This is a genomic window from Variovorax sp. N23 (assembly GCF_025486315.1).
Classification (GTDB): domain Bacteria; phylum Pseudomonadota; class Gammaproteobacteria; order Burkholderiales; family Burkholderiaceae_C; genus Variovorax.
Genome location: NZ_JAOOPY010000005.1, coordinates 249,958 through 268,948 on the forward strand (window position 1 = coordinate 249,958; position 18,991 = coordinate 268,948).

Annotated in this window: 19 protein-coding genes and 2 pseudogenes; 6 read left to right on the forward strand and 15 right to left on the reverse strand. The window is 66.5% G+C overall.

Annotated elements, in window-relative coordinates:
• Nucleotides 1-12 precede the first annotated feature (12 nt).
• The gene (locus tag N8A90_RS10295; protein WP_262074756.1) at nucleotides 13-1,107 is read left to right on the forward strand and encodes a mechanosensitive ion channel family protein; all 1,095 of its coding nucleotides are present in this window, start codon (nucleotides 13-15) and stop codon (nucleotides 1,105-1,107) included.
• Here the strand turns inward: N8A90_RS10295 and N8A90_RS10300 are convergent, their stop codons facing one another.
• The 14 genes from N8A90_RS10300 to N8A90_RS10365 form a co-directional block, all read right to left on the reverse strand.
• A complete protein-coding gene (locus tag N8A90_RS10300) occupies nucleotides 1,108-1,365 on the reverse strand; it encodes a NirD/YgiW/YdeI family stress tolerance protein (RefSeq protein WP_262074757.1) in 258 nt (85 codons plus the stop codon).
• Nucleotides 1,362-1,514 (reverse strand): hypothetical protein, encoded by a 153-nt coding sequence (locus N8A90_RS10305; protein ID WP_262074758.1) that lies wholly within the window; start codon nucleotides 1,512-1,514, stop codon nucleotides 1,362-1,364. The genes N8A90_RS10300 and N8A90_RS10305 overlap by 4 nt, the downstream gene beginning before the upstream one ends.
• A 198-nt stretch (nucleotides 1,515-1,712) precedes the next feature.
• On the reverse strand, nucleotides 1,713-2,231 hold the full coding sequence (locus tag N8A90_RS10310; protein WP_262074759.1) for an acyl-CoA thioesterase: 519 nt from the start codon (nucleotides 2,229-2,231) through the stop codon (nucleotides 1,713-1,715).
• Nucleotides 2,232-2,266: 35 nt separating this feature from the next.
• Nucleotides 2,267-3,292, reverse strand: coding sequence for a substrate-binding domain-containing protein (locus tag N8A90_RS10315; protein ID WP_262074760.1), 1,026 nt, complete (start codon nucleotides 3,290-3,292; stop codon nucleotides 2,267-2,269).
• A gap of 31 nt (nucleotides 3,293-3,323) precedes the next feature.
• Nucleotides 3,324-4,919 carry a GMC family oxidoreductase gene (locus N8A90_RS10320; protein WP_262074761.1) on the reverse strand — a complete coding sequence of 532 codons (1,596 nt, stop codon included), beginning with the start codon at nucleotides 4,917-4,919 and terminating at the stop codon, nucleotides 3,324-3,326.
• 2 nt (nucleotides 4,920-4,921) lie between these two features.
• Entirely contained in the window at nucleotides 4,922-6,322 is a 1,401-nt protein-coding gene (locus tag N8A90_RS10325) for an FAD-binding oxidoreductase (RefSeq protein WP_262074762.1), read from the reverse strand.
• The gene (locus N8A90_RS10330; protein WP_262074763.1) at nucleotides 6,319-7,164 is read right to left on the reverse strand and encodes a shikimate dehydrogenase family protein; all 846 of its coding nucleotides are present in this window, start codon (nucleotides 7,162-7,164) and stop codon (nucleotides 6,319-6,321) included. The genes N8A90_RS10325 and N8A90_RS10330 overlap by 4 nt, the downstream gene beginning before the upstream one ends.
• A gap of 2 nt (nucleotides 7,165-7,166) precedes the next feature.
• A complete protein-coding gene (locus N8A90_RS10335) occupies nucleotides 7,167-8,612 on the reverse strand; it encodes an aldehyde dehydrogenase family protein (protein WP_262074764.1) in 1,446 nt (481 codons plus the stop codon).
• Between the two features lie 24 nt (nucleotides 8,613-8,636).
• Nucleotides 8,637-9,416 (reverse strand): SDR family oxidoreductase, encoded by a 780-nt coding sequence (locus tag N8A90_RS10340; protein ID WP_262074765.1) that lies wholly within the window; start codon nucleotides 9,414-9,416, stop codon nucleotides 8,637-8,639.
• A 1-nt stretch (nucleotide 9,417) separates the two neighbouring features.
• The gene (locus N8A90_RS10345; RefSeq protein WP_262074766.1) at nucleotides 9,418-10,122 is read right to left on the reverse strand and encodes an ABC transporter ATP-binding protein; all 705 of its coding nucleotides are present in this window, start codon (nucleotides 10,120-10,122) and stop codon (nucleotides 9,418-9,420) included.
• Entirely contained in the window at nucleotides 10,106-11,908 is a 1,803-nt protein-coding gene (locus N8A90_RS10350) for a branched-chain amino acid ABC transporter ATP-binding protein/permease (protein WP_262074767.1), read from the reverse strand. The genes N8A90_RS10345 and N8A90_RS10350 overlap by 17 nt, the downstream gene beginning before the upstream one ends.
• A gap of 17 nt (nucleotides 11,909-11,925) precedes the next feature.
• Complete coding sequence (locus tag N8A90_RS10355) at nucleotides 11,926-12,798, reverse strand: branched-chain amino acid ABC transporter permease (protein ID WP_262074768.1); 873 nt, start codon at nucleotides 12,796-12,798, stop codon at nucleotides 11,926-11,928.
• Nucleotides 12,799-12,859: 61 nt separating this feature from the next.
• Entirely contained in the window at nucleotides 12,860-14,068 is a 1,209-nt protein-coding gene (locus N8A90_RS10360; protein ID WP_262074769.1) for an ABC transporter substrate-binding protein, read from the reverse strand.
• A 271-nt stretch (nucleotides 14,069-14,339) separates the two neighbouring features.
• Nucleotides 14,340-14,729 (reverse strand): tripartite tricarboxylate transporter substrate-binding protein, encoded by a 390-nt coding sequence (locus N8A90_RS10365; protein WP_262074849.1) that lies wholly within the window; start codon nucleotides 14,727-14,729, stop codon nucleotides 14,340-14,342.
• Between the two features lie 435 nt (nucleotides 14,730-15,164).
• On the opposite strand from N8A90_RS10365, the pseudogene N8A90_RS25475 reads away from it, so the two are divergent.
• From N8A90_RS25475 to N8A90_RS10375, 3 genes and pseudogenes are all read left to right on the forward strand, one after another.
• Nucleotides 15,165-15,695 (forward strand): annotated as a pseudogene (locus N8A90_RS25475) (phospholipase D-like domain-containing protein); the annotation flags it as partial.
• Nucleotides 15,696-15,810: 115 nt separating this feature from the next.
• Nucleotides 15,811-15,957 (forward strand): annotated as a pseudogene (locus N8A90_RS25480) (MgtC/SapB family protein); the annotation flags it as partial.
• Nucleotides 15,958-16,149: 192 nt separating this feature from the next.
• The gene (locus tag N8A90_RS10375) at nucleotides 16,150-16,290 is read left to right on the forward strand and encodes a hypothetical protein (RefSeq protein WP_262074770.1); all 141 of its coding nucleotides are present in this window, start codon (nucleotides 16,150-16,152) and stop codon (nucleotides 16,288-16,290) included.
• 72 nt (nucleotides 16,291-16,362) lie between these two features.
• Here the strand turns inward: N8A90_RS10375 and N8A90_RS10380 are convergent, their stop codons facing one another.
• A complete protein-coding gene (locus tag N8A90_RS10380; protein WP_262074771.1) occupies nucleotides 16,363-17,340 on the reverse strand; it encodes a LysR family transcriptional regulator in 978 nt (325 codons plus the stop codon).
• 79 nt (nucleotides 17,341-17,419) lie between these two features.
• On the opposite strand from N8A90_RS10380, the gene N8A90_RS10385 reads away from it, so the two are divergent.
• The gene (locus N8A90_RS10385) at nucleotides 17,420-18,058 is read left to right on the forward strand and encodes a DsbA family protein (RefSeq protein WP_262074772.1); all 639 of its coding nucleotides are present in this window, start codon (nucleotides 17,420-17,422) and stop codon (nucleotides 18,056-18,058) included.
• A gap of 33 nt (nucleotides 18,059-18,091) precedes the next feature.
• Nucleotides 18,092-18,991, forward strand: coding sequence for an MBL fold metallo-hydrolase (locus N8A90_RS10390; RefSeq protein WP_262074773.1), 900 nt, complete (start codon nucleotides 18,092-18,094; stop codon nucleotides 18,989-18,991).

Consider the following 18,991-nt stretch of genomic DNA (forward strand, 5'->3'; position numbering starts at 1 on the left):
ATCCCCTGAACGATGACCAAAGACATGCTGCTCGGCCACCCGTGGTTCCCGCCCCTCCTCTCCGCCCTGATTGCCGTGTGCCTTGCGCTGATCGCGCATCGACTGGCCAGCGTGGTGCTCCAGAGAGTGACTCGCCACTTGCCGGTGCTGCATGCCCTGCTCGTCAACATTAGAGTGCCGGCGCAGGCGCTGTTGCCGCTGATCGCCCTTCAGGCGGTGTGGCAGGCGGCACCTGACGACCTGCGCTTCATCGCCGGCGTTCGGCACCTCAACGGCCTGCTGCTGATCGCCATGGCGACCTGGGTGCTGGTGCGCGCCGTCAACGGCTTCGCCGACGGCCTGATCGCCAAGCACCCCTACGACGCGGCCGACAACCTGCAGGCGCGCCGCGTGCTGACCCAGACGCGCGTGCTGGCGCGATCCGCCAACAGCGTGCTGCTGGTGGCCGGTGCATCGATGATGCTGATGACCTTCCCCGGCGCGCGCCAGGTCGGTGCCAGCCTGCTGGCCTCGGCGGGCGTGATCGGCATCGTGGCGGGCCTGGCGGCCAAGCCGGTCTTCAGCAACCTGATCGCCGGCCTGCAGATCGCGCTGGCGCAGCCGATCCGCATCGACGACGTGCTGGTGGTCGAAGGCGAATGGGGCCGTGTGGAAGAGATCACCGGCACCTTCGTCGTGCTGCGCATCTGGGACGACCGGCGGCTCATCCTGCCGCTGAGCTACTTCATCGAGAAGCCGTTCCAGAACTGGACGCGCACGGGCTCGCAGCTGCTGGGCTCGGTCTTCATCTACGCCGACTACGGCATGCCGCTCGCGCCGCTGCGCGAAGAGGTCGAGCGCCTGGTGAAGGCGGCACCGCAATGGGACGGCCGCTTCTTCAACCTGCAGGTGACCGACACCACCGAGCGCACGATGCAGCTGCGCGTGCTGTGCACGGCGACCAATTCGAGCCTGGCCTTCGACCTGCGCTGCGCCGTGCGCGAAGGCGTAATCGGCTACATGCAGCGCGAATACCCGCAGTTCCTGCCGCGCCTGCGCGTGGAGGACGGCGATGCCGCACCGAGCCCGAAAGCCGCCCGGCCGGACGGGGCACCGCAGCCTGCCTGATCAGGGCAGAGGGCGCACCTGCTCCACCTCGAACTCCATCTTGCGGAAGTCCTTGTCGACCTCGCCCACCAGTTCCACGCGCTGATCGGCACCGATGGGTTGGCCCGCCGGGAAGCGCTTGGCGGAGATCTCGACCGGCATGCGGCCGGTGTCGTCGGCGAAGGTGTAGTTCTTGCCGCCGTCGTGCGACACGATGCGGCCCTGCAGGCGCACATGCTGATCATCGGTCGCGGTGTCGAGCAACTGCTTGACCGTCATCGTCGGCACCGAACTCGGGCCGTATAGCCGGGTGCGGCGGTTGCCGCGGGCTGCGCGCCAGACGTCGGGCCGGTGTACTGCGCGAGCGCAGGTGCGGCGGCGCCGAGCAGGCCGAGCGCGAGGACGAAAGCGGTGGTGGTCTTCTTCATGGCGTCACTCCTGGAGGATGGTTGAGCTGCCCGGTGCCGGATGCACCGAAGGCATAGGCTCATTGAAACGCCGGAAGCTGAAGGCTTTCTGATGTCATGGACCGTGCCCTGAGACTGGGCGCGAAAACGAGGCTGCGCCGGGCGAACGAGATACTGAAGCTTGCCAGCGCGGCTTTCGCCCGGGTGGGAAATCGCCGATCAGGCGGCGGCGGGGTTTGTCTGACTCAAACCAAACAGCCGCGACTCCCGAGGCGCTTGAGTCGACCGGAATGCTGCGCCGTCAAGCCTCATTCCGTCGCATAGCGCGAGCGGCAGCGGCACTTTGGACGAAGCGCGGTTGTGAAACCAGATGCAGATCGCGTTGCCGCGCGCAACCAGACCCTGGCGCCAGACCGCGTAGTCCATCCCGAAGCTGGTTCGGCCGAACCAGACGGTTCGTGCAGTGATCACGACCCCGTCGCCGAAGCCCAGGCTCCGTTCATAGCTGCAGGCGAGTTCCCTGATGACCGGCCCCGGAACGTCCGCGGAAACCAGCGGGAACCCGAGCGCGGCCAAGTAGGCGTTGCGTGCCTCCTCGAACCAGACGAGATGCGTCCGATGGCTCACATGCGAAAAGCCATCCAGATCGCTCCAGCGTGCCTGGGCCGTCAGCCCGAAGTGCCAGCCCGCCTCGATCTGATGTTCGGCGATCAGCGCCGGCGTCAGTTCATTCATCATGTCCTCGCAAGATACGTGACCCGACGACGGCTCAGTCACTGGCGCGTCGGCGGGACGCCGAGGCTCTCACGCACGATCACCTTCGTCTCAAGCGGTCTGGCCGGCGGTACGGCCTGGCCCTCCAGCAACGCAACGACACGGCGGGCCGCCAGCACGCCGATCTCTTCGGTCGGCACCTTCACCGTTGTCAAGGGCGGCACCACGATGGCCGCATGCTCGATGTCGTCGAAGCCGGTGATCGAGAGATCTTCGGGCACCCGGATGCCGCGGCGTCGGCATTCGTCGATCGCGCCGATGGCCTGCAGGTCGGTACCGCATATCAGCACGGTGGGCGGCGCGGCGAGCCCGAGGAAGCGGCGGACAGCCTCCCGCCCGCCCTCGAAGTTGAAGGGCTGTTCGGTGACAAGCGACGGGTCGAGTGACAGCCCAGCCGCCTTCAGCGCGGCGCGGGTGCCTGCTGCGCGTGCGCGCGCGCGTTCGTTCGTGCGCTCGAAGCCGTTGCACAACGCGATGCGCCGGTGCCCTTTCTGCACCACCAGCGACGCAAGATCGAAAGCCGCGTCGTAGTAGGAGAAACCGACGCAATGCGGATAGTGCGAACCGTCGATCGACCAGGTCATCACGTACGGCAGGGCGTACTGCCGCGCGAGCTCGAAGACTTCGTTCGAATGGTCCGTCCCGACCAGCACCAGCGCATCGACGCCCCGCTCGACGATGGTTCTCAGCAGGTCGATCTCGCGCTCGGGCTCGTATTCGTGGCTGGCGACGAGGAGCTGGTAGCCGAACTTCCACAGTGTCTGCTGAAGCTCATGGATCGCCACCGAGAAGATCGGGTTGCTGAGCGTCGGGTAGATCGTCGCCACCATCCGGGTACGCCGCGACGCCAAAGCCTGCGCCGCACCGTTGCGAACGTAGCCGAGTTGGGACACGGCATGCCGGACCTTGGCCAGCGTGGCGGGCTTCACTTGGTCCGGCACGGAAAGAGCGCGCGACGCGCTCCCGAGCGAAACGCCCGCCAGCCGGGCCACGTCTTCGAGGGTCGAGCGCCGTTCCAGAGTCATCGAAAGCCAGAAATCATCGCGTTGTTCAAGCTCACCGTGCGGCGTCCTCCAGAATCAGATCGGCGGCCTTTTCCGCCACCATCATGACGGCCGCCTGGATGTTGCCGGACACCATCCTGGGCATGACTGACGCGTCCACCACCCGCAGGCCCGCCATGCCGTGCAGCCGCAGGCGAAGATCGACCACCGCGCCCTCGTCCTCGCCCATCCGGCAAGTGCCGATCGGATGATAGATGGTCTGGCCGTTGCGGCGAGCGAACGACAGCCAATCGGCATCGGTCCGGGTTGCGGCACCGGGGCTCATTTCCTCGACGACATGGTTGCGCAGCGCCGGCTGTTCGACGATGCGGCGGGCGATCTGCATGCTGCGCACCATGCATTCCTCGTCGATCGGGTTCGACAGAAAGTTCGGCCGGATCGCCGGCCCGGCGGAGGCATCCGGGGATTTGATGTGGATGGTGCCGATCGAATGCGGGCGCAGTTGCGTCACACCGATCGTCATGCCGGGCAGTTTGTCCAGCACGCGCTCCGCCGCATTGGCATAGCTGGCGTGCACGAAGAAGAACTGGGCGTCGGCGGTCTCCAGTTCGGGCCGCGTCTTCACGAAGGCGTTCACCAGGCCCGTGCCCAGCGTGAGGATGCCGGTGCGCCGCGCGTAGTACTGCGACACGGCCAGGCCCAGACGCCAGCTGCGCGACATCTCGTTGAGCGTGACGGCGTTCTTCACGCGCCAGTTCATGCGGGTGCAGAAATGGTCGATGTAGTTTTCGCCGACGCCGTGCAGCGCGTGGCGCACCGGGATGCCGTGCGCCTGCAGCAGCGCAGGCTGGCCGATGCCCGAGAGCTCGAGCAACTGCGGCGACTGAATGGCACCTGCGGCAAGGACGACCTCGACGCGCGCGGCAACCGTGATCTCCTGTCCATCCTTGCGGTAGGTCACGCCGGTGCAGCGCTGGCCGTCGATCTCCAAACGAAGCACGTGGGCGTGTGTCGTGACCGTCAGGTTCTTCCGGGACAACACCGGCTGGAGGTAGCCGTCGTAGGCGCTCCAGCGTCGGCCGCGGTTCTGCGTCACCTGGTAGTAACCGACGCCTTCCTGGCGCTCAGCGTTGTAGTCGTCGTTGAACGGCAGACCGTCTTCCTGGGCCGCCGCGATGAAGGCATCGGAGATGGGAAACCGCTCCTTGACCTGCTCGAGTTTCATCGGCCCGTCGTGGCCGCGCGTCGGGCCGCCCTTCTCGTAGTTCTCGAGCTTGCGGAAGTAGGGTTCGACATCCTTCCATCCCCAGCCATGCGCACCGGCGTCGCGCCAGGCGTCGTAGTCGCCGGCCTGCCCGCGCACGTAGACCATGCCGTTGATCAGCGTCGAGCCGCCGAGCCCCTTGCCGCGTGGCACCGAGATCACACGCCCGTTGGTGTTGTCTTCCGCCTCCGTCTGGAAGCGCCAGTTGTATTGCGCGTTCGTCAGCAGCTTGCTGAAGCCCGCAGGGATGTTGATCCACATGCTGGCGGGCTCGCCGCCGGCTTCCAGCATGAGCACGCGGTTCGTGCCGGAGGCGGTCAGCCGGTTGGCGAGGATGCACCCGGCGGTGCCTCCCCCAACGATGACGTAGTCGTAAGCGTCCATGTCTAGTCTGCCTGTTGGGTGAGCGTCATGACCTTGCCGGGATTCATGGTTCCGGCCGGGTCCAGGGCCCGCTTGATGCGCCGGGCCAATTGAAGTTCGGGAGCGGCTCGGCATCGTTCGAGTTCGCTCACGCGGTACTGGCCGATGCCGTGTTCGGCCGAGATGCTGCCGCCCTGCCGGACCACGAGATCGTGGACGAGCCTGTTCAACGCGTGGCCGTCCGCGTCGGCCCTCATGATCACGTTGTAGTGGATGTTGCCGTCGCCCGCATGGCCGAACGCATTGACGCGCGAGCCGGGAAACGCCTGCGCCACCGCCGCGTCCGCCTCGTGCAGAAAGGCGGGAATGCGCGCGATGGGCACGGACACGTCATGCTTGAGCGAGCGCCCTTCGCGGGCCTCGGCCTCCGTGATCGATTCGCGCAGCAGCCACAGCTCGGCTTCCTGGCGTTCCGATTCGGCGATGACACCGTCGGTCGCTTCGCCCTCTTCCAGCACGAGCGCGAACAGTGCTTCCACGGCATCGCGCAAGCCCGGCAGGCAGGAGCTGGCCTCGACCAGGACGAACCAATCGGAAGAAGCCAGCGGCGTCTTGACCGCTTGATGCCGGGCCACCAGTTCCAGCGCGGCCCCGGACATCAGCTCGAAGGCGTTCAAGGTCTCGCCGATGTGATGGCGCGCCGCGCGCAGCACCTTCAGCGCCGCGTCGGGCGTCGGCACCGCCAGGAGCGCGGTGACGCGATGGCGCGCCTGCGGCGCCAGTTGCAGCACGGCCGCCGTGATGATGCCGAGCGTGCCTTCGGCGCCGATGAACCACTGCTTCCAGTCGTAGCCGGCGTTGTCCTTTCGCAGGCGGCGCAGCCCGCTCACGATCTCGCCTTGCGCGGTCACGACCTCCAGGCCCAGAACCCGTGTCCTGGACATGCCGTAGCGCAGAACGTTCGTGCCGCCGGCATTGGTCGAAAGAATCCCCCCGATGCGCGCCGACCCCTCGGCCGCCAGGCTGATCGGCAGCATCAGCCCCGCCTGCGTCGCGGCATCCTGCGCGGTCTGCAGGATGCATCCCGCCTCGACCTCCATCGTCTCGCCCAGGACATCGATGTCGCGGATGGCGTTCATGCGTGCCAGCGACAGCACCACCTGGCGGCCGCTGTCGTCGGGCGTCGCGCCACCGGACAGGCCGGTGTTGCCCCCGTACGGCACGATGGCGATGCGCTGGTCGGCACACAGCCGAACCACCGCCGCCACCTCCTGCGTCGACCGCGGCAGCACCGCGCAGCGCGCCTGGCCCTTGAAGACGTGGCGCCAGTCGACGTTGTAGTTCTCGAGGTCGTGCGGGTCGGTCACGACGCCGCGTTCGCCCACGATGACACGCAGGGCGTCGATCAACAGCGTGTCGCTCATGGTCGCTGCGCCTCGGTCGGTTGGGCATCTTGGGTCGGCGCCTTTGCGGCCGGCCCGCCCATGAATTCCGCCATCAGCGCCACCTGGCTCGCCAGCATGGGCGCGCCGAAATGCACCCGGCATCCCTTGGCCGCAGCCGCACGCAACAGCGGCGTTTCTGCCGGCTGCATGATGATCTCCGCCACGGTCTGTTCGGGCGTGAGCCGATCGACGTCGAGCGGCAACGCGTCGCCGTCACGCAAGCCCAGCGACGTGCCGTTCACGACCAGGTCGTGGTGCGAAGGGTCGTCGGCGCCGACCGCGATCGACAGGTGGGGGAAATCCTCCTTCAGGCGGGCCACCAGTTCCTCGGCCTTGGCCGTGGTGCGGTTGGCGACGGTCAGGCGTGCCACGCCGCACTGCGCCAGCGCATAGGCGATGGCGCTCGCCGCGCCACCGGCACCAGCGAGGTAGGCGCTGCGCCCGGCCGGCTCGATGCCCGCGCCGCGCAGGCCCGCGACAAAGCCTTCGCCATCGAGCATGCCGCCGACGAAGCGGCCGTCAGCCGTGCGGCGCACGACGTTGACCGCGCCGATGCGCGCTGCCGCCGGCGTCAGTTCGTCGCACAGCGCCGGCATGGCCGTCTTGTGCGGCACGGTGACCACGAAGCCACCAAGGTTGTTCATGCGGCGCAGGCCCTGCACCATGTCCGCCAGGTGGCCCGCACTCACGTGGATCGGCACCATCACGCCGTCGAAGCCGTGCGCGTCGAGCAGGCGGTTGATGCCTTGCGGCGTCTTCACGTGGTGGATCGGGTCGGCCAGGATGCCGAAGATGCGCGTGTGTCCGGTGATGTTCGTCATGCTCAGGCTTGCGTGTAGGTCGTCTTGACCGAGGTGTAGAACTCGCGCGCATACGAACCCTGCTCGCGCGAGCCGTAGCTCGACCCCTTGCGGCCACCGAAGGGCGCGTGGTAGTCCACGCCCGCGGTCGGCACGTTCACCATCACCATGCCGGCCGTCGAGTTGCGCTTGAAGTCCGACGCGCACTTCAGCGACGTGGTGCAGATGCCCGACGAGAGACCGAATTCGGTGTCGTTGGCGGTGGCGAGCGCTTCGTCGTAGTCCTTGACGCGGATCACACTGGCCACCGGGCCGAAGACCTCTTCACGATTCACCCGCATCGCGTTGTGCGTGTCGACGATCAACGCGGGCGACAGGTAGAAGCCTGGGTGCTCGCGTTGCAGCAACTCGCCGCCCGCCGCGATGCGACCGCCCTCTTCCTTGGCGTTCGCGATGTAGAACAGATCCTGGTCGAGCTGGTCCTTCGAGGCCACGGGCCCGATGTCCGTCCCGTCCTTGAGCGCGTGGTCGGTGCGCAGCGCTGCCATGCGCTCTGTCATGGCGGCCACGAACCGGTCGTGAATGCCAGACTGCACGATGAGGCGGCTGGAGCCCGTACAGCGTTGCCCGGTCGAGTAGAACGATCCGTTGATGGCCACCGACACGGCCTGCTCCAGGTCGGCGTCGTCGAGGATGACAAGCGGGTTCTTGCCGCCCATCTCGAGCTGCACCTTGGCGCCGCGCTCCATGCATCGCAGGCCGATCTGTCGGCCGGTGCCGGTCGATCCCGTGAAGGTCATGGCGCGCACCTTGGGCGAAGTCACCAGGGTGTTCCCCACCTTGGAGCCCGCGCCCATCACCAGGTTGAACACGCCGGTCGGCAAGGCACCGGCGCGCACGATGATTTCGGACAGCGCCCAGGCACTGCCGGGCACCAGGTCGGCCGGCTTGAACACGACCGTGTTGCCGTAGGCCAAGGCGGGCGCGATCTTCCAGGCGGGAATCGCGATGGGGAAGTTCCACGGCGTGATGATGCCGATCACGCCTTCTGCTTCACGCACGACATCGACCTCGACGCCGGCACGAATCGACGCCAGCTTCTCTCCGCCCAGGCGCAAGGCCTCGCCAGCGAAGAACTTGAAGACCCGGCCGGCCCGGGTCGCCTCGCCGATGCCCTCCACCAGCGTCTTGCCCTCTTCACGCGAGAGCAGCCGGCCGAGTTCGTCACGGCGCGCGAGGATCTCGGTGCCGATGCGGTCCAGCGCGTCGGCGCGCTCTTCGGCGGTTTTTCTCTGCCACGACAGCCTGGCGTCGAAGGCCGCGTCGATGGCCTGCAGCGTCTGCTTCTCGTCGGCCCGCGCGTACTCGCCGACGACATCGCTGGTGTCGGACGGGTTGACGTTGCGGTTCACGTCGGTGCCGGCAAGCCAATCGCCAGCGACGAAATTCTTCTTGAGTTCTGCAGTCATCTTGGAGTCCACGTGATTCGAAAGTCAGGTCATCAGCCAGCCACCAGCGACGTCAACCACCTGTCCGGTGATGAACGCGGCCTTCGGCGACGTGAGGAATACGCAGGTGTCGGCCACTTCGCTCGGCTTGCCGAGGCGCCGCAAGGGCGTGACGTCGATCACCGCGTCGTTCGCGGCGCGGGGCGCGCCGGCCACCATCGGTGTGTCGATGCGCCCCGGCGCCAGCGCGTTCACGGTGATGCCGTGCGGGCCGAGTTCGCCGGCCAGATGCCGCGTCATGCCGATCAGCGCGGCCTTGGTCGTGCCGTAGTGCGCCGCCACGATGTCCAGGTAGGCCTTGCCCGCCACCGACGACATCGAGACGATGCGGCCGAACCGGCGCTCGACCATGCCGGGCGAGAGGACGCGCACGAAGTTGAAAACGCTGTGAAGGTTGACATCGATCACCCGATGCCACTCCGACGGCGCCATCTGCCAGATGGGCGCGGGCTTGCCCGCATGCTTGGGCGAGATGCCGGCGTTGTTGACCAGCGTGTCGATGGCGCCGAGCGCCGCTTCGATGCCGGCGCATGCTGCCACGCAAGCGTCGTAGTCCGCCACATCGGCTTGCATGAAGTGCACGCGGTGGCCTGCGGCCGAAAGGCGGGCGGCGAGCGCCTGTCCGGCCGTCGCATCGAAGTCGACCAGGCCGACGGCCGCGCCATCGCGCGCATACGCCTCGGCCAGCGCCGACCCGATGCCGCCGGCGGCACCGGTGATCAACGCCACGCGGCCGTTGTGCTGAAGCGGGTGTGCAGCGGTCATGTCAGTGCCCCAGGTAAGCCCGCCGCACGTGCGGGTTGGCCAGCAGCTCACTGCCCGTGCCGGTGAGCGTGATCGTGCCGTTCTCGAGCACGTAGCCGCGGTCGGCCAGCTTCAGTGTGTGGAAAACGTTCTGCTCGACCAGCAGCACCGTCACGCCGCGCGACGCGACGAGCCGCACCACGTCGAACATCTGCTCGACGAGCAGCGGCGACAGGCCGAGGGACGGCTCGTCCATGATCAGCAGCTTCGGCCCGGCCATCATGCCGCGCGCGATGGCCACCATCTGCTGCTCGCCGCCCGACAGGGAGCCGGCGAGCTGCGGCAGTCGTTCCTGGACGCGGGGAAATATCTTCAGCACCTCGGCAAGCCGCTGATCGCGGGCACTGCGGGCCGAGCGCTTGTAGGCGCCCATCAGCAGGTTCTCCTGCACGGTCAGGAAGGGAAAGAGCTGACGCCCCTCCGGCACCATGCTGATACCCAGTTCGACGATCTCGTGCGGCGCCCTGCCCGAGAGCTTCTGGCCCTCGAATTCGATGCTGCCGCCGGTGGCCGGAATGAGCCCGCACAGTGTCCTGAGCGTCGTCGTCTTGCCGGCGCCGTTGGCACCCACCAGGGTCACGACCTCGCCCTGGTGCACATCGAGCGACACGCCCCGAAGCACTTCACTCTTGCCGTAGCCGGCGCTGATATCACGCAGTTTGAGCATCGAGGTATCCCTTGCCTAGGTAGGCTTCAATGACGGCAGGATCGTTGACCACGTCGGCCGGCTTGCCTTCGCGCAGCAGCTTCCCGGCGTTGATGACGATGATGCGATCGGACAGTGCCATGGTCGCCTGCATCAGATGCTCGATCATGAGCACCGAGACGCCCGAAGCGCGGATCTTGCGAATCATCTCGATCGCACGCGCGACGTCGGTCGGGTTGAGGCCGGCCAGCACCTCGTCGAGCAGCAGCACCTTCGGTCCGGTCGCGAGCGCACGCGCGACCTCGAGCCGCTTCATGCCGCCCACCGTGAGGCCGCGAGCCTCGTGGTCGAGCAGGCTCGTCAAGTCGGTCAGCTCGGCGACCTCGTGGGCGATGGCCTGCGCCTCTTCGGTGTTCTGCGTGCGCATGAAGGCGCCCAGCATGATGTTCTCGCGCACCGAGAGGCCGGAGAACGGCTGCACGATCTGGAAGGTGCGGCCGACGCCGGCATGTGCAAACGCTTCCGGCGAGGTGGGCTGCGTCCATTCGCCGTCGGCTTTGCGGACCTTCACGGTTCCGGCGTCCGGCGCGATGAAGCCCGACAGCTGGTTGAAGACGGTCGTCTTGCCGGCACCGTTGGGGCCGATCACGCCCAGAATTTCGCCCTCGTGCAGGGTCAGCGACACGTTGTCGGTGGCCAGCAGACCGCCGAAGCGCTTCTGCAGGCCTTCAGCGACCAGCAATGGCTGGCCGACCGTCGTCGTCGCCGATGCGCCGGCGTTGGCCGCGTGCCGGGTGGCCGGCAGCTTGCGCGCCAGCTGCCGGCCACCCGGCAGCCGGTCGATCAAGGCCAGTGCACGACCGCCGAGATGGCCGACCAGCCCGCGCGGGAAGAACAGCACCACCAGTACCAGCACCACGCCATACACGAAGCCGTGCGTGCCGTTGCCCAGCGCACTGAGCCAGCCGCGCGACAGCTCGGCCGCCGGCAGCACCAGCACCGTGCCCAGCAGCGGCCCGGCCACGGTGCCGAGGCCGCCGATCAGGGCGAACATCGCGATCTGGATCGAGAGTTCGAGCGAGAAGGCGGCCGACGGCTCCAGGAAGGTCAGGTACATCGCGTGGAACGAACCCAGGAAGCTGGTCAGTGCAGCCGAAATCACGGCGGCCGCGATCTTCACCCGGACCGCATTGACGCCCACGGCACGCGCAGCGTCTTCACGTTCCCGAACGGCGATCAGGTAGAAGCCGAAGCGCGAGTAGCGGATGGCCCAGCTGATCCACAGCGTGACCGCGAGGAAGCCGAAGGCAATCGCCAGGTAGGCCCACTTCTCGCGAAAGATCATCCACTTCAGCCCGATGTTGAGCGGCACGTTCAGGCCGGCTGAGCCGCCCGTGAACCCCTCGAAATGGATGACGAGAAGTTTGCAGACTTCGAGGAAGGCGATCGTTGCCAGCGCAAAGAATGGCCCCCGCAGCCGCAGTGTCGGATAGGCGATGACCAGCGCCGCGACGACCGCGACCGCCGCGCCGCCGAACATGCCGATCCACGGCGAGAGGCCGAAGTGGATCACCAGCATCGTCGTGACATAGCTGCCGATGGCGTAGAACACGGCATGCCCGAGCGAGAGCTGCCCGGCATAGCCGCCGACGATGTTCCAGGCCGTCGCCAGCGCCCCGAAGATGCAGACCTGCACCGCGAGGTGGAACACGAAGGGCGAGTTGATGAGGAGCGGCGCGACCAGGAGCGTCAGCAGCGCGGCGGCGCCGACGTAGGCACGCGGATGAGTCAATCGTGGAAAGAGCATGGTTTCAACCTGTTCCGCTATTCCGAACCCCGGCCGAGACCGAAGAGTCCCGTGGGGCGAACCGTCAGGATCACCAGGAAGATCACGAAGTACACGACCTCCTTGAGGTCCGAGCCGACATAGAAGCCTGCGAAGCTGTCAATGAGCCCGATGAAGAGCGAGCCCACCACCGCACCGGGCAGGCTGCCCAGCCCGCCGAGCACGACGACCACGAACGCCGTCAACACGAAGTACTGGCCCACGGTCGGAAAGACCGGGTACTGCACGGCCAGCAGGCCGGACGCCAGGCCGAGAAGTGCGGTGCCCATGGCGAAGACGAGGACGTACGCGCGGTTGACGTTCACGCCCATCAACGCGGCGGCCGAACGGTTCTGCGCCAGCGCCCGGAAGCCGCGGCCAGTGAAGGTGTGCTGCAGGAAGAGGTACACGCCGAGAGCCACCAGCAGTGCCACGACGAAGGTGACGAGCTGCCCGGTGACGATGCTGATCGGGCCGATCTGGAACGCATCCGCACCGAAGCTCGCCTGGACGCTGCGAACGTCGGCACCAAAGACCATCAGTGCCAAGTTGAGCAGCGCGGTCGACACGCCGACCGTGGCGAAGATCTGGATATGCGGTTCGGCCGACAGCAGCGGCTGGATGACGAAACGCTGCATCCCGGCGCCGATGACCAGCAGCAGCAGTGCCACCGGAATGACCGTTGCATAAGGATGTATTCCGGTGTGCGATGTGATGAGCCAGGTGGCGTAGAGGCCGATCATCAGCAGCTCGCCATGCGCGAAGTTGACGACGCGCACCACGCCGAAGATCAGCGTCAGGCTGATGCTGATGATGGCGTAAGCGCCACCCAGCAGCAGGCCGTTGACGAGCAGTTGGAGAATGATGGACATGAGGTCTCCCCTGCCGCGCGCGGCGTGCGCGCGGCTGAAGCTTTGGACAGAAGAGCGTCGCTCAGTTGGCGCCGGCGATCGGCTTGGCCGTCGCCACACCCTCGGGGTAGACCGTTTCCAGCTTGCCCTTCTGCCACTGCATCAGGTTGGTCGTGGCCAGCTTGTTCTGGCCGTTCTCGGCGAAGTCGAAACCCCAGCCCGAAGCACTGGTGCCCGGCGCCTTCTTGTAGGCCAGCACGGCCTCGCGGATCTTGTCCTTGTCGGTCGACTTGGCATTGGCCAACACATCGAGGAAGGCCTTGGCGCCGACGTAGTTCACCAGGCTGTGGCCCGAGCGCGGGGCCGTGCCGTACTGCTTCAGGTAGGCCGCCGAGAAGGCACGCAGCCCTGGTGCGCCGTTTTCGGCCATGGTGTCCTGCGGGAAGTCGACGTCATAGGCGCCATCCATCGCGGCGCCGAGCTGCTTGGCCGTGTCAGTCAGCGAGTAGCCACCGCCGGCACCGATCAGCGCCTTCGGCTTGAAGCCCGCGTTCGCCGCCTGCTTGAAGAACAAGGTCGTGTCGTTCTGGTAGGAGGTCTGCAGCACCACGTCGGCGCCGGCTCCCTTCAAGCGGAGGACCAGGGAGGACAGGTCGACGCTCTTGGCCGAATAGGACTGGCTTTCGACCACGTTCAGGCCCAGTCGCTTGGCTTCGTCCTTCTGAAAACTGCTGACCAGCGTGCCGTATGAACCGTCCTCGAAGATGATCGCGATCTTCAGCGACTTGGGGTCGACCTTCAACTGCGGAGCGATGACCTTGACCACCGCTTCGATGCTGCGCTCGGCAAAGTTCTTGGCGGTCGAGTTGCTGCGGAAAACGTACTTCATGCCGCGTCCCGTGATGGTGTCCGCAACGGCACCGAGCTCGAAGTACGGCACCCCCGCCAGTTCGGTCACCTGCGTCGCCGCAGCCGAAACACCCGACGCATAGCTGCCGAACACGGCCGTGACGTTCTCGACCGAGGTCAGTCGACGGGCCTCACCGACCGCCTGGTTGGCATCGACCGCATCGGCCTTGACCAGCACGATCTTGTTGCCGTTCACACCGCCAGCGGCATTGCGCTCGTCCACGGCCAACTGCACCCCGCGGAAGCTCTCGTCGCCCAGCAGGGCGAGGCCGCCACTGAACGGATAGAGCGCGCCGAGCTTGAGGTCGGCCGCATGGGCCACGGGCGCGGCGAGTGCCGCGATGCACGCCAGCGAGGCGACGAGGGTCTTGAGGGGCTGCATGGTGTCTCCGATTAAAAACAAAAACTTGAAGCGCTTCATTTGTTTCGTGAAGTCAGGCGATTTCTTCGCAAAGAACGCGCCTTTCATGCTAATTTGAAGCGCTTCATATTTCAACCGATTCACGGACTGATTGCTTAGGGTTTTCCATAGATCAGGAGGACCGATGTCGCTCGACGGCGGCCACCGACGCTTCTGATCGGAGGCCGGTTCCTGTTGGGCAGCCGCGCCGAGTGCTGCTTGGGCAGTGGCGGTCAGGCCCCGACTGCGCGCCTCATTCCGCGCGAATCTTGTTCCTTTGGGCGACCTCGCCCCAGAGCTTGTAGTTCTCGCGTGTGAGGACGCTCAATCGCTCCGCGGTACCACCACCGACCACATCGCCGTTCTTGGTGATCTGCTCTGCGATGGCTGGCTCCGACAGCGCCGCGTTCATCGCGGCGTTGAGCTGCGCCACCTGGCTGGCCGGCAGCTTGGGCGGGCCCCAGAGGCCGACGAAGACGGTCACGACAAAGTCCTTGACCCCGAGCTCCTTAGCGGTGGGAACGTCCGGCAGCGCGGGCAGCCGTGCATTGCCCGTCACCAGAATCGGGCGCAGCTTGCCGCTGGTGATGAAGGGGATCAGCAAGGACGCCGCATCCATGATGCACAGCACCTGGTTGCCCACCTATTCAACCCCTTCCCCACGCGGGGCACCATCCCGACGCGGTTTGCGCAAGCGTTGTTCGACTTCCGCCGCCTCAATCACCGGATGCACAACAAGCTGTTCATCGCCGATGGCGCATTGGCCGTCACGGGTGGGCGCAACTTGAGCGACGAGTATTTCATGCGCAGCGCCGAATCGAATTTCTTCGACTACGACGTGCTCATGGCCGGCCCGGTGATCTCGCAAGCGGCCAGCCTGTTTGATGCGTACTGGAATGCCCCCGAGGTGCGTACGGCCGCCTCGGTACTGCACCCGACCGAACAGGCAGAGGACTTGCGCCGCATCTTCGATGCGCGCGTGGACGGCGCCGACACCCCCGATCCCCTCCCTTTTCGGGGACGAGACCGGCTGGGCCATGCGCCGGTGGGCGACGAGTTGACCGCGGGTCGCGTGCGCATGGCATACGGGACCGCACAGGCCTTCGCCGACTCGCCGGCAAAGGCGTCGGGCTTGCTGGAGACTGAGCGACTGCCCAGTGGGGCATTGCTGGACAGCAGCCGCGGACTGTTGACGGCTTTGTTCGACACCGCCCAAAGCGAGATCTTGCTTTCCTCGCCGTACCTGATTCCCGGTGCCGAGGGTCTGAAAGGGGCACGTGCGAGCGTCCAGCGAGGTGTTCGCATCAGCGTGCTCACGAACTCGCTGGCCGCCACAGACGAACCCGTGGTGCACACAGGTTATCGGCGCTACCGCGACAAGATGCTGCGGGCTGGCATGGAGTTGTTCGAACTGCATCCCCGTCTCGGTCAGCAACTGCTGCTACCGGGCGAGGCGTCGAACACCCTGCTGCGCCTGCACACGAAAGCCGCCCTGGTCGACAGGGAGCGTGTGTTCATCGGCTCCGTGAACTTCGACCCCCGTTCCCAGGCGCTGAACACCGAATTCGGCTTGTTCGTCAATAGCCCCGAACTGGCCGGCGAGATGCTCGGCCTTTTCGAACTGCTGAAGCACAAGGCCTCCTACCAGGTGCTGCTCAAGGCAGGGACCGAGCGCGATCTGGAATGGGTCTGGGCGGACGCGCGCGGTGGCGTCGACGCGCGTGGTGCAGGGCATCGTCACCGGAATAGGCTTTCTCGGCGCCGGAATCATCATCAAGGACGGGCTGAATATCCGTGGCTTGACGACTGCAGCGTCGGTCTGGTCGTCAAGTGTCATCGGTATTCTGGTCGGCGTTGGTTTCTACGGTGCCGCAATCTCGCTTTCGGCACTTTCACTTGTCTGCATGATGTGGGGACATCGTCTCGAGAAGTGGCTTCCGGCACACGCTGGCATCGCCGTCGTCGTTCGCTTCAAGCCAGGTGCGGCGCCGCTCGCTGAAACACTCGAGCGGTCGGTTCACGAACAGGGTTACAAGATCGCACCCGGTACGCTATCGATCAGCATGAAAGACAGCTTGGCAGAGTGGCACTTCATCGCCACTGCTGCAACGCGAGAAACGCACTTGCCGATGGCCGAACTCGCGCAGGTGCTCGGCGCCGACGAGCGCATCGAGAGTTTCCAACTGGCGCATCGCCGCAACTGAGTGGCGGTCTGTCGCCCTCGCGCTGAACGAGGGTCACGTGCGCCCGACGTGCGGGTGAGCGAGGGTGGTTAATCAACGTACGGCATCGGCCGAGCCGCTGCGCGCACTGTTGTCGCCCTGTCTTTGCGATTCTCTGTCCGCCAGCAGATCGACGAAGGCACGAACCTTCGCGGGGCGATAACGCGCCGCCGGAAAAACGACATGGATGCCGCCGGAAGGCAGGTGCCAGCGCGGCAGCACTTCGATGAGCCGCCCGGCGGCAAGATCGTCGGCGACCGCGTAGTCCGGGAGCACCGACAGCCCTGCACCCTGACGCACGGCCTCGCGGACGGCGAGCGTCGCGTCCAGGAAGATGGAGGCCTGCACCTGAACCACCTGGTCCTCGGTCCCGTCCAGGGAGAAACGCCATCGGAGGTGATCCCGCAAGGCGGTGTTGGCCACGAACGGCAAGGCGGCCATGTCCGCGGGGCGCTCGAGCGCCGCGACCTCCCGCCGCATGGACGACGACGCGACGAGCAACTGGCGGAAGGCGCCGATCTTTCGCGCCTGCTCGCCCGTCTCGGTCAGCCATCCGACGCGGATGGCCATCTCGATGTTGCCGGACATCAGGTCCAGCGTCTGGTCGCTGAGCACGGCGTCGACCTTGCACGCGGGATAGCGCTTCGTGAACGCGGCGATGGCAGGCACGACCACGCCGACGCCATAGTCGAAAGGCGCGGTGAGCCGCAGCATGCCCGAGGGCTCGGCCGACCGCTCGGCCAGGCCATCGAACGCATGCTCCGCCTCGCGCAGGACCACGGCGCACCGCTCGTAGAAGGCCCGGCCCACTTCCGTGGCCTGCACCTTGCGCGTGGTGCGCACCAGCAGGGAGGTCCGGAACTCGCGCTCCAGCCGAGCCACCTGCTGGCTGACCACGGCCTTGGTGATGCCGAGGCGTTCCGCGGCGGCGGTGAACGACCCGGTTTCGACCACGGCGACGAAGTAGGCCAGGCGCCGCAGGTTTCCCAGTCCGCCTGGGCCCTCATCCCCTTGATTGTTTGTTTTAAGCACACAGTGTGTTTATCACGTATGTATTTAAGAATCAATGCAGGCTGCCTACGATGCACCCGACAACGAAAGACCCAGGCTCATGGACATCACTTTGCACTACCTGTTCGACCCGCTGTGTGGCTGGTGCTACGGCGCCACGCCCGCCATTTCAGCGTTGGCCGACGAGCCCGGCATCGCTGTCGAACTGCGGGCCACCGGCCTGTTCTCCGGTGCGGGTGCGCGGGCGATGGACGATGGTTTCGCCGCCTTCGCGTGGACCAACGACCAGCGCATCGAACAGCTGACCGGGCAGCGCTTCACCGAACGCTATCGCCAGCAGGTGCTCGGTGATCGCCAGCGGCCCTTCGACAGCGGTCCCGCCATGTTGGCGCTGACCGCGGTGTCCTTGACCGACCCGGCCCGCGAACTCGAAACCCTCAAGGCCATTCAGCACGCACGCTACGTCGACGGGAAGGACGTGACCTCGCTGACGACGCTGGCCGAGCTGTTGACAGGGCTGGGGCTCGCGCAGGCGGCCGCGCGGCTCGCGCAACCAGACGCGGCGCTTGTCGCCGCCGACCGGGCCCGTGTGGGCCGGGGCCAGGCACTGATGCGGGAGTTCGGCGCGCGCGGCGTGCCGACCCTGATCGCCGAGTCCGGCGCGAAGCGCTGGCAGGTGGATGCCGGTGCCGCCTACACCGATCCACGCGCGCTGATCAGCCAGCTGCAACGCGCCTGAAAACCTCTTCTTACTTTCCCAAAGGAAAACACGATGACAACACGCAGAGACCTGATTCAGACTTTCGCCGCCGCGGGTGTCGCGACGGCCATCCTCGGAGTGAACAACGCCATGGCTGCATCGACCCCCCTGACCCTCCAGCATTTCCCCGCCGGTGAACAAGGCTTCTTCCGTGCCCCGGTCCTGGTCTCCGGCGCGCGCGAGGCCGTGCTGATCGACGGCGGCTTCACGCTGCCCGACGGCAAGGCCCTCGCCGAAGCGATCAAGGCCAATGGCAAGACACTGACGACCCTCTACATCAGCCAGAGCGATCCCGACTACTACTTCAGCCTGGGCCCGATCAAGGCGGCGTTTCCTGCGGCGCGCGTCATCGCCGCGTCGGCCACCATCGCGGCCATCAAGAGCAGCGTCGAGAAGAAGCTCGCGACCTGGGGTCCCCAGCTCAAGGAGAACGGCCCGCAGACCCTGTCGGACATCGTAATGCCCGAGGTGTTCGACGGCGCCTCGATCGCGCTGGAAGGCCAGTCCATCGAGATCGTCGATGCCGATGGCCTCGCCAACCGCCGTTACCTCGCGGTCAAGTCGCTCGACGCCCTCTTCGGCGGCGTGCTGGTGTTCGCTGGCGTGCACGTGTGGACAGCCGACACCCCGGGCGCCGAGGGTCGCCGCGCCTGGGTCAGGACGCTCGATGCGATGGCGGCCCGCAAGCCGGCCGTGGTGATCCCGGGCCACATGGCACCCGGCGCCGCGACGGACGCATCGGCGATCCGCTACACCCGCGACTACCTCGTGGCGTTCGAGGAAGAACTGGCCAAGGCCGCCGACAGCGCCGCCCTCATCGCCGCCATGACCCGGCGCTATCCGACGGCCGGCATGGGCGTCGCGCTGCAGATCGGAGCGAAAGTCGCCAAGGGCGAGATGAAGTGGGGTTGA

Coding starts and splice junctions, on each gene's coding strand:
- N8A90_RS10315 (WP_262074760.1), bottom strand. CDS start 3,292: ATGACTCTGGAACGGCGCTCGACCCTCGAAGACGTGGCCCGGCTGGCG.
- N8A90_RS10360 (WP_262074769.1), bottom strand. CDS start 14,068: ATGCAGCCCCTCAAGACCCTCGTCGCCTCGCTGGCGTGCATCGCGGCA.
- N8A90_RS10310 (WP_262074759.1), bottom strand. CDS start 2,231: ATGATGAATGAACTGACGCCGGCGCTGATCGCCGAACATCAGATCGAG.
- N8A90_RS10350 (WP_262074767.1), bottom strand. CDS start 11,908: ATGCTCTTTCCACGATTGACTCATCCGCGTGCCTACGTCGGCGCCGCC.
- N8A90_RS10300 (WP_262074757.1), bottom strand. CDS start 1,365: ATGACGGTCAAGCAGTTGCTCGACACCGCGACCGATGATCAGCATGTG.
- N8A90_RS10355 (WP_262074768.1), bottom strand. CDS start 12,798: ATGTCCATCATTCTCCAACTGCTCGTCAACGGCCTGCTGCTGGGTGGC.
- N8A90_RS10295 (WP_262074756.1), top strand. CDS start 13: ATGACCAAAGACATGCTGCTCGGCCACCCGTGGTTCCCGCCCCTCCTC.
- N8A90_RS10375 (WP_262074770.1), top strand. CDS start 16,150: ATGAAAGACAGCTTGGCAGAGTGGCACTTCATCGCCACTGCTGCAACG.
- N8A90_RS10340 (WP_262074765.1), bottom strand. CDS start 9,416: ATGACCGCTGCACACCCGCTTCAGCACAACGGCCGCGTGGCGTTGATC.
- N8A90_RS10305 (WP_262074758.1), bottom strand. CDS start 1,514: ATGAAGAAGACCACCACCGCTTTCGTCCTCGCGCTCGGCCTGCTCGGC.
- N8A90_RS10330 (WP_262074763.1), bottom strand. CDS start 7,164: ATGACGAACATCACCGGACACACGCGCATCTTCGGCATCCTGGCCGAC.
- N8A90_RS10320 (WP_262074761.1), bottom strand. CDS start 4,919: ATGGACGCTTACGACTACGTCATCGTTGGGGGAGGCACCGCCGGGTGC.
- N8A90_RS10335 (WP_262074764.1), bottom strand. CDS start 8,612: ATGACTGCAGAACTCAAGAAGAATTTCGTCGCTGGCGATTGGCTTGCC.
- N8A90_RS10390 (WP_262074773.1), top strand. CDS start 18,092: ATGACAACACGCAGAGACCTGATTCAGACTTTCGCCGCCGCGGGTGTC.
- N8A90_RS10345 (WP_262074766.1), bottom strand. CDS start 10,122: ATGCTCAAACTGCGTGATATCAGCGCCGGCTACGGCAAGAGTGAAGTG.
- N8A90_RS10385 (WP_262074772.1), top strand. CDS start 17,420: ATGGACATCACTTTGCACTACCTGTTCGACCCGCTGTGTGGCTGGTGC.
- N8A90_RS10325 (WP_262074762.1), bottom strand. CDS start 6,322: ATGAGCGACACGCTGTTGATCGACGCCCTGCGTGTCATCGTGGGCGAA.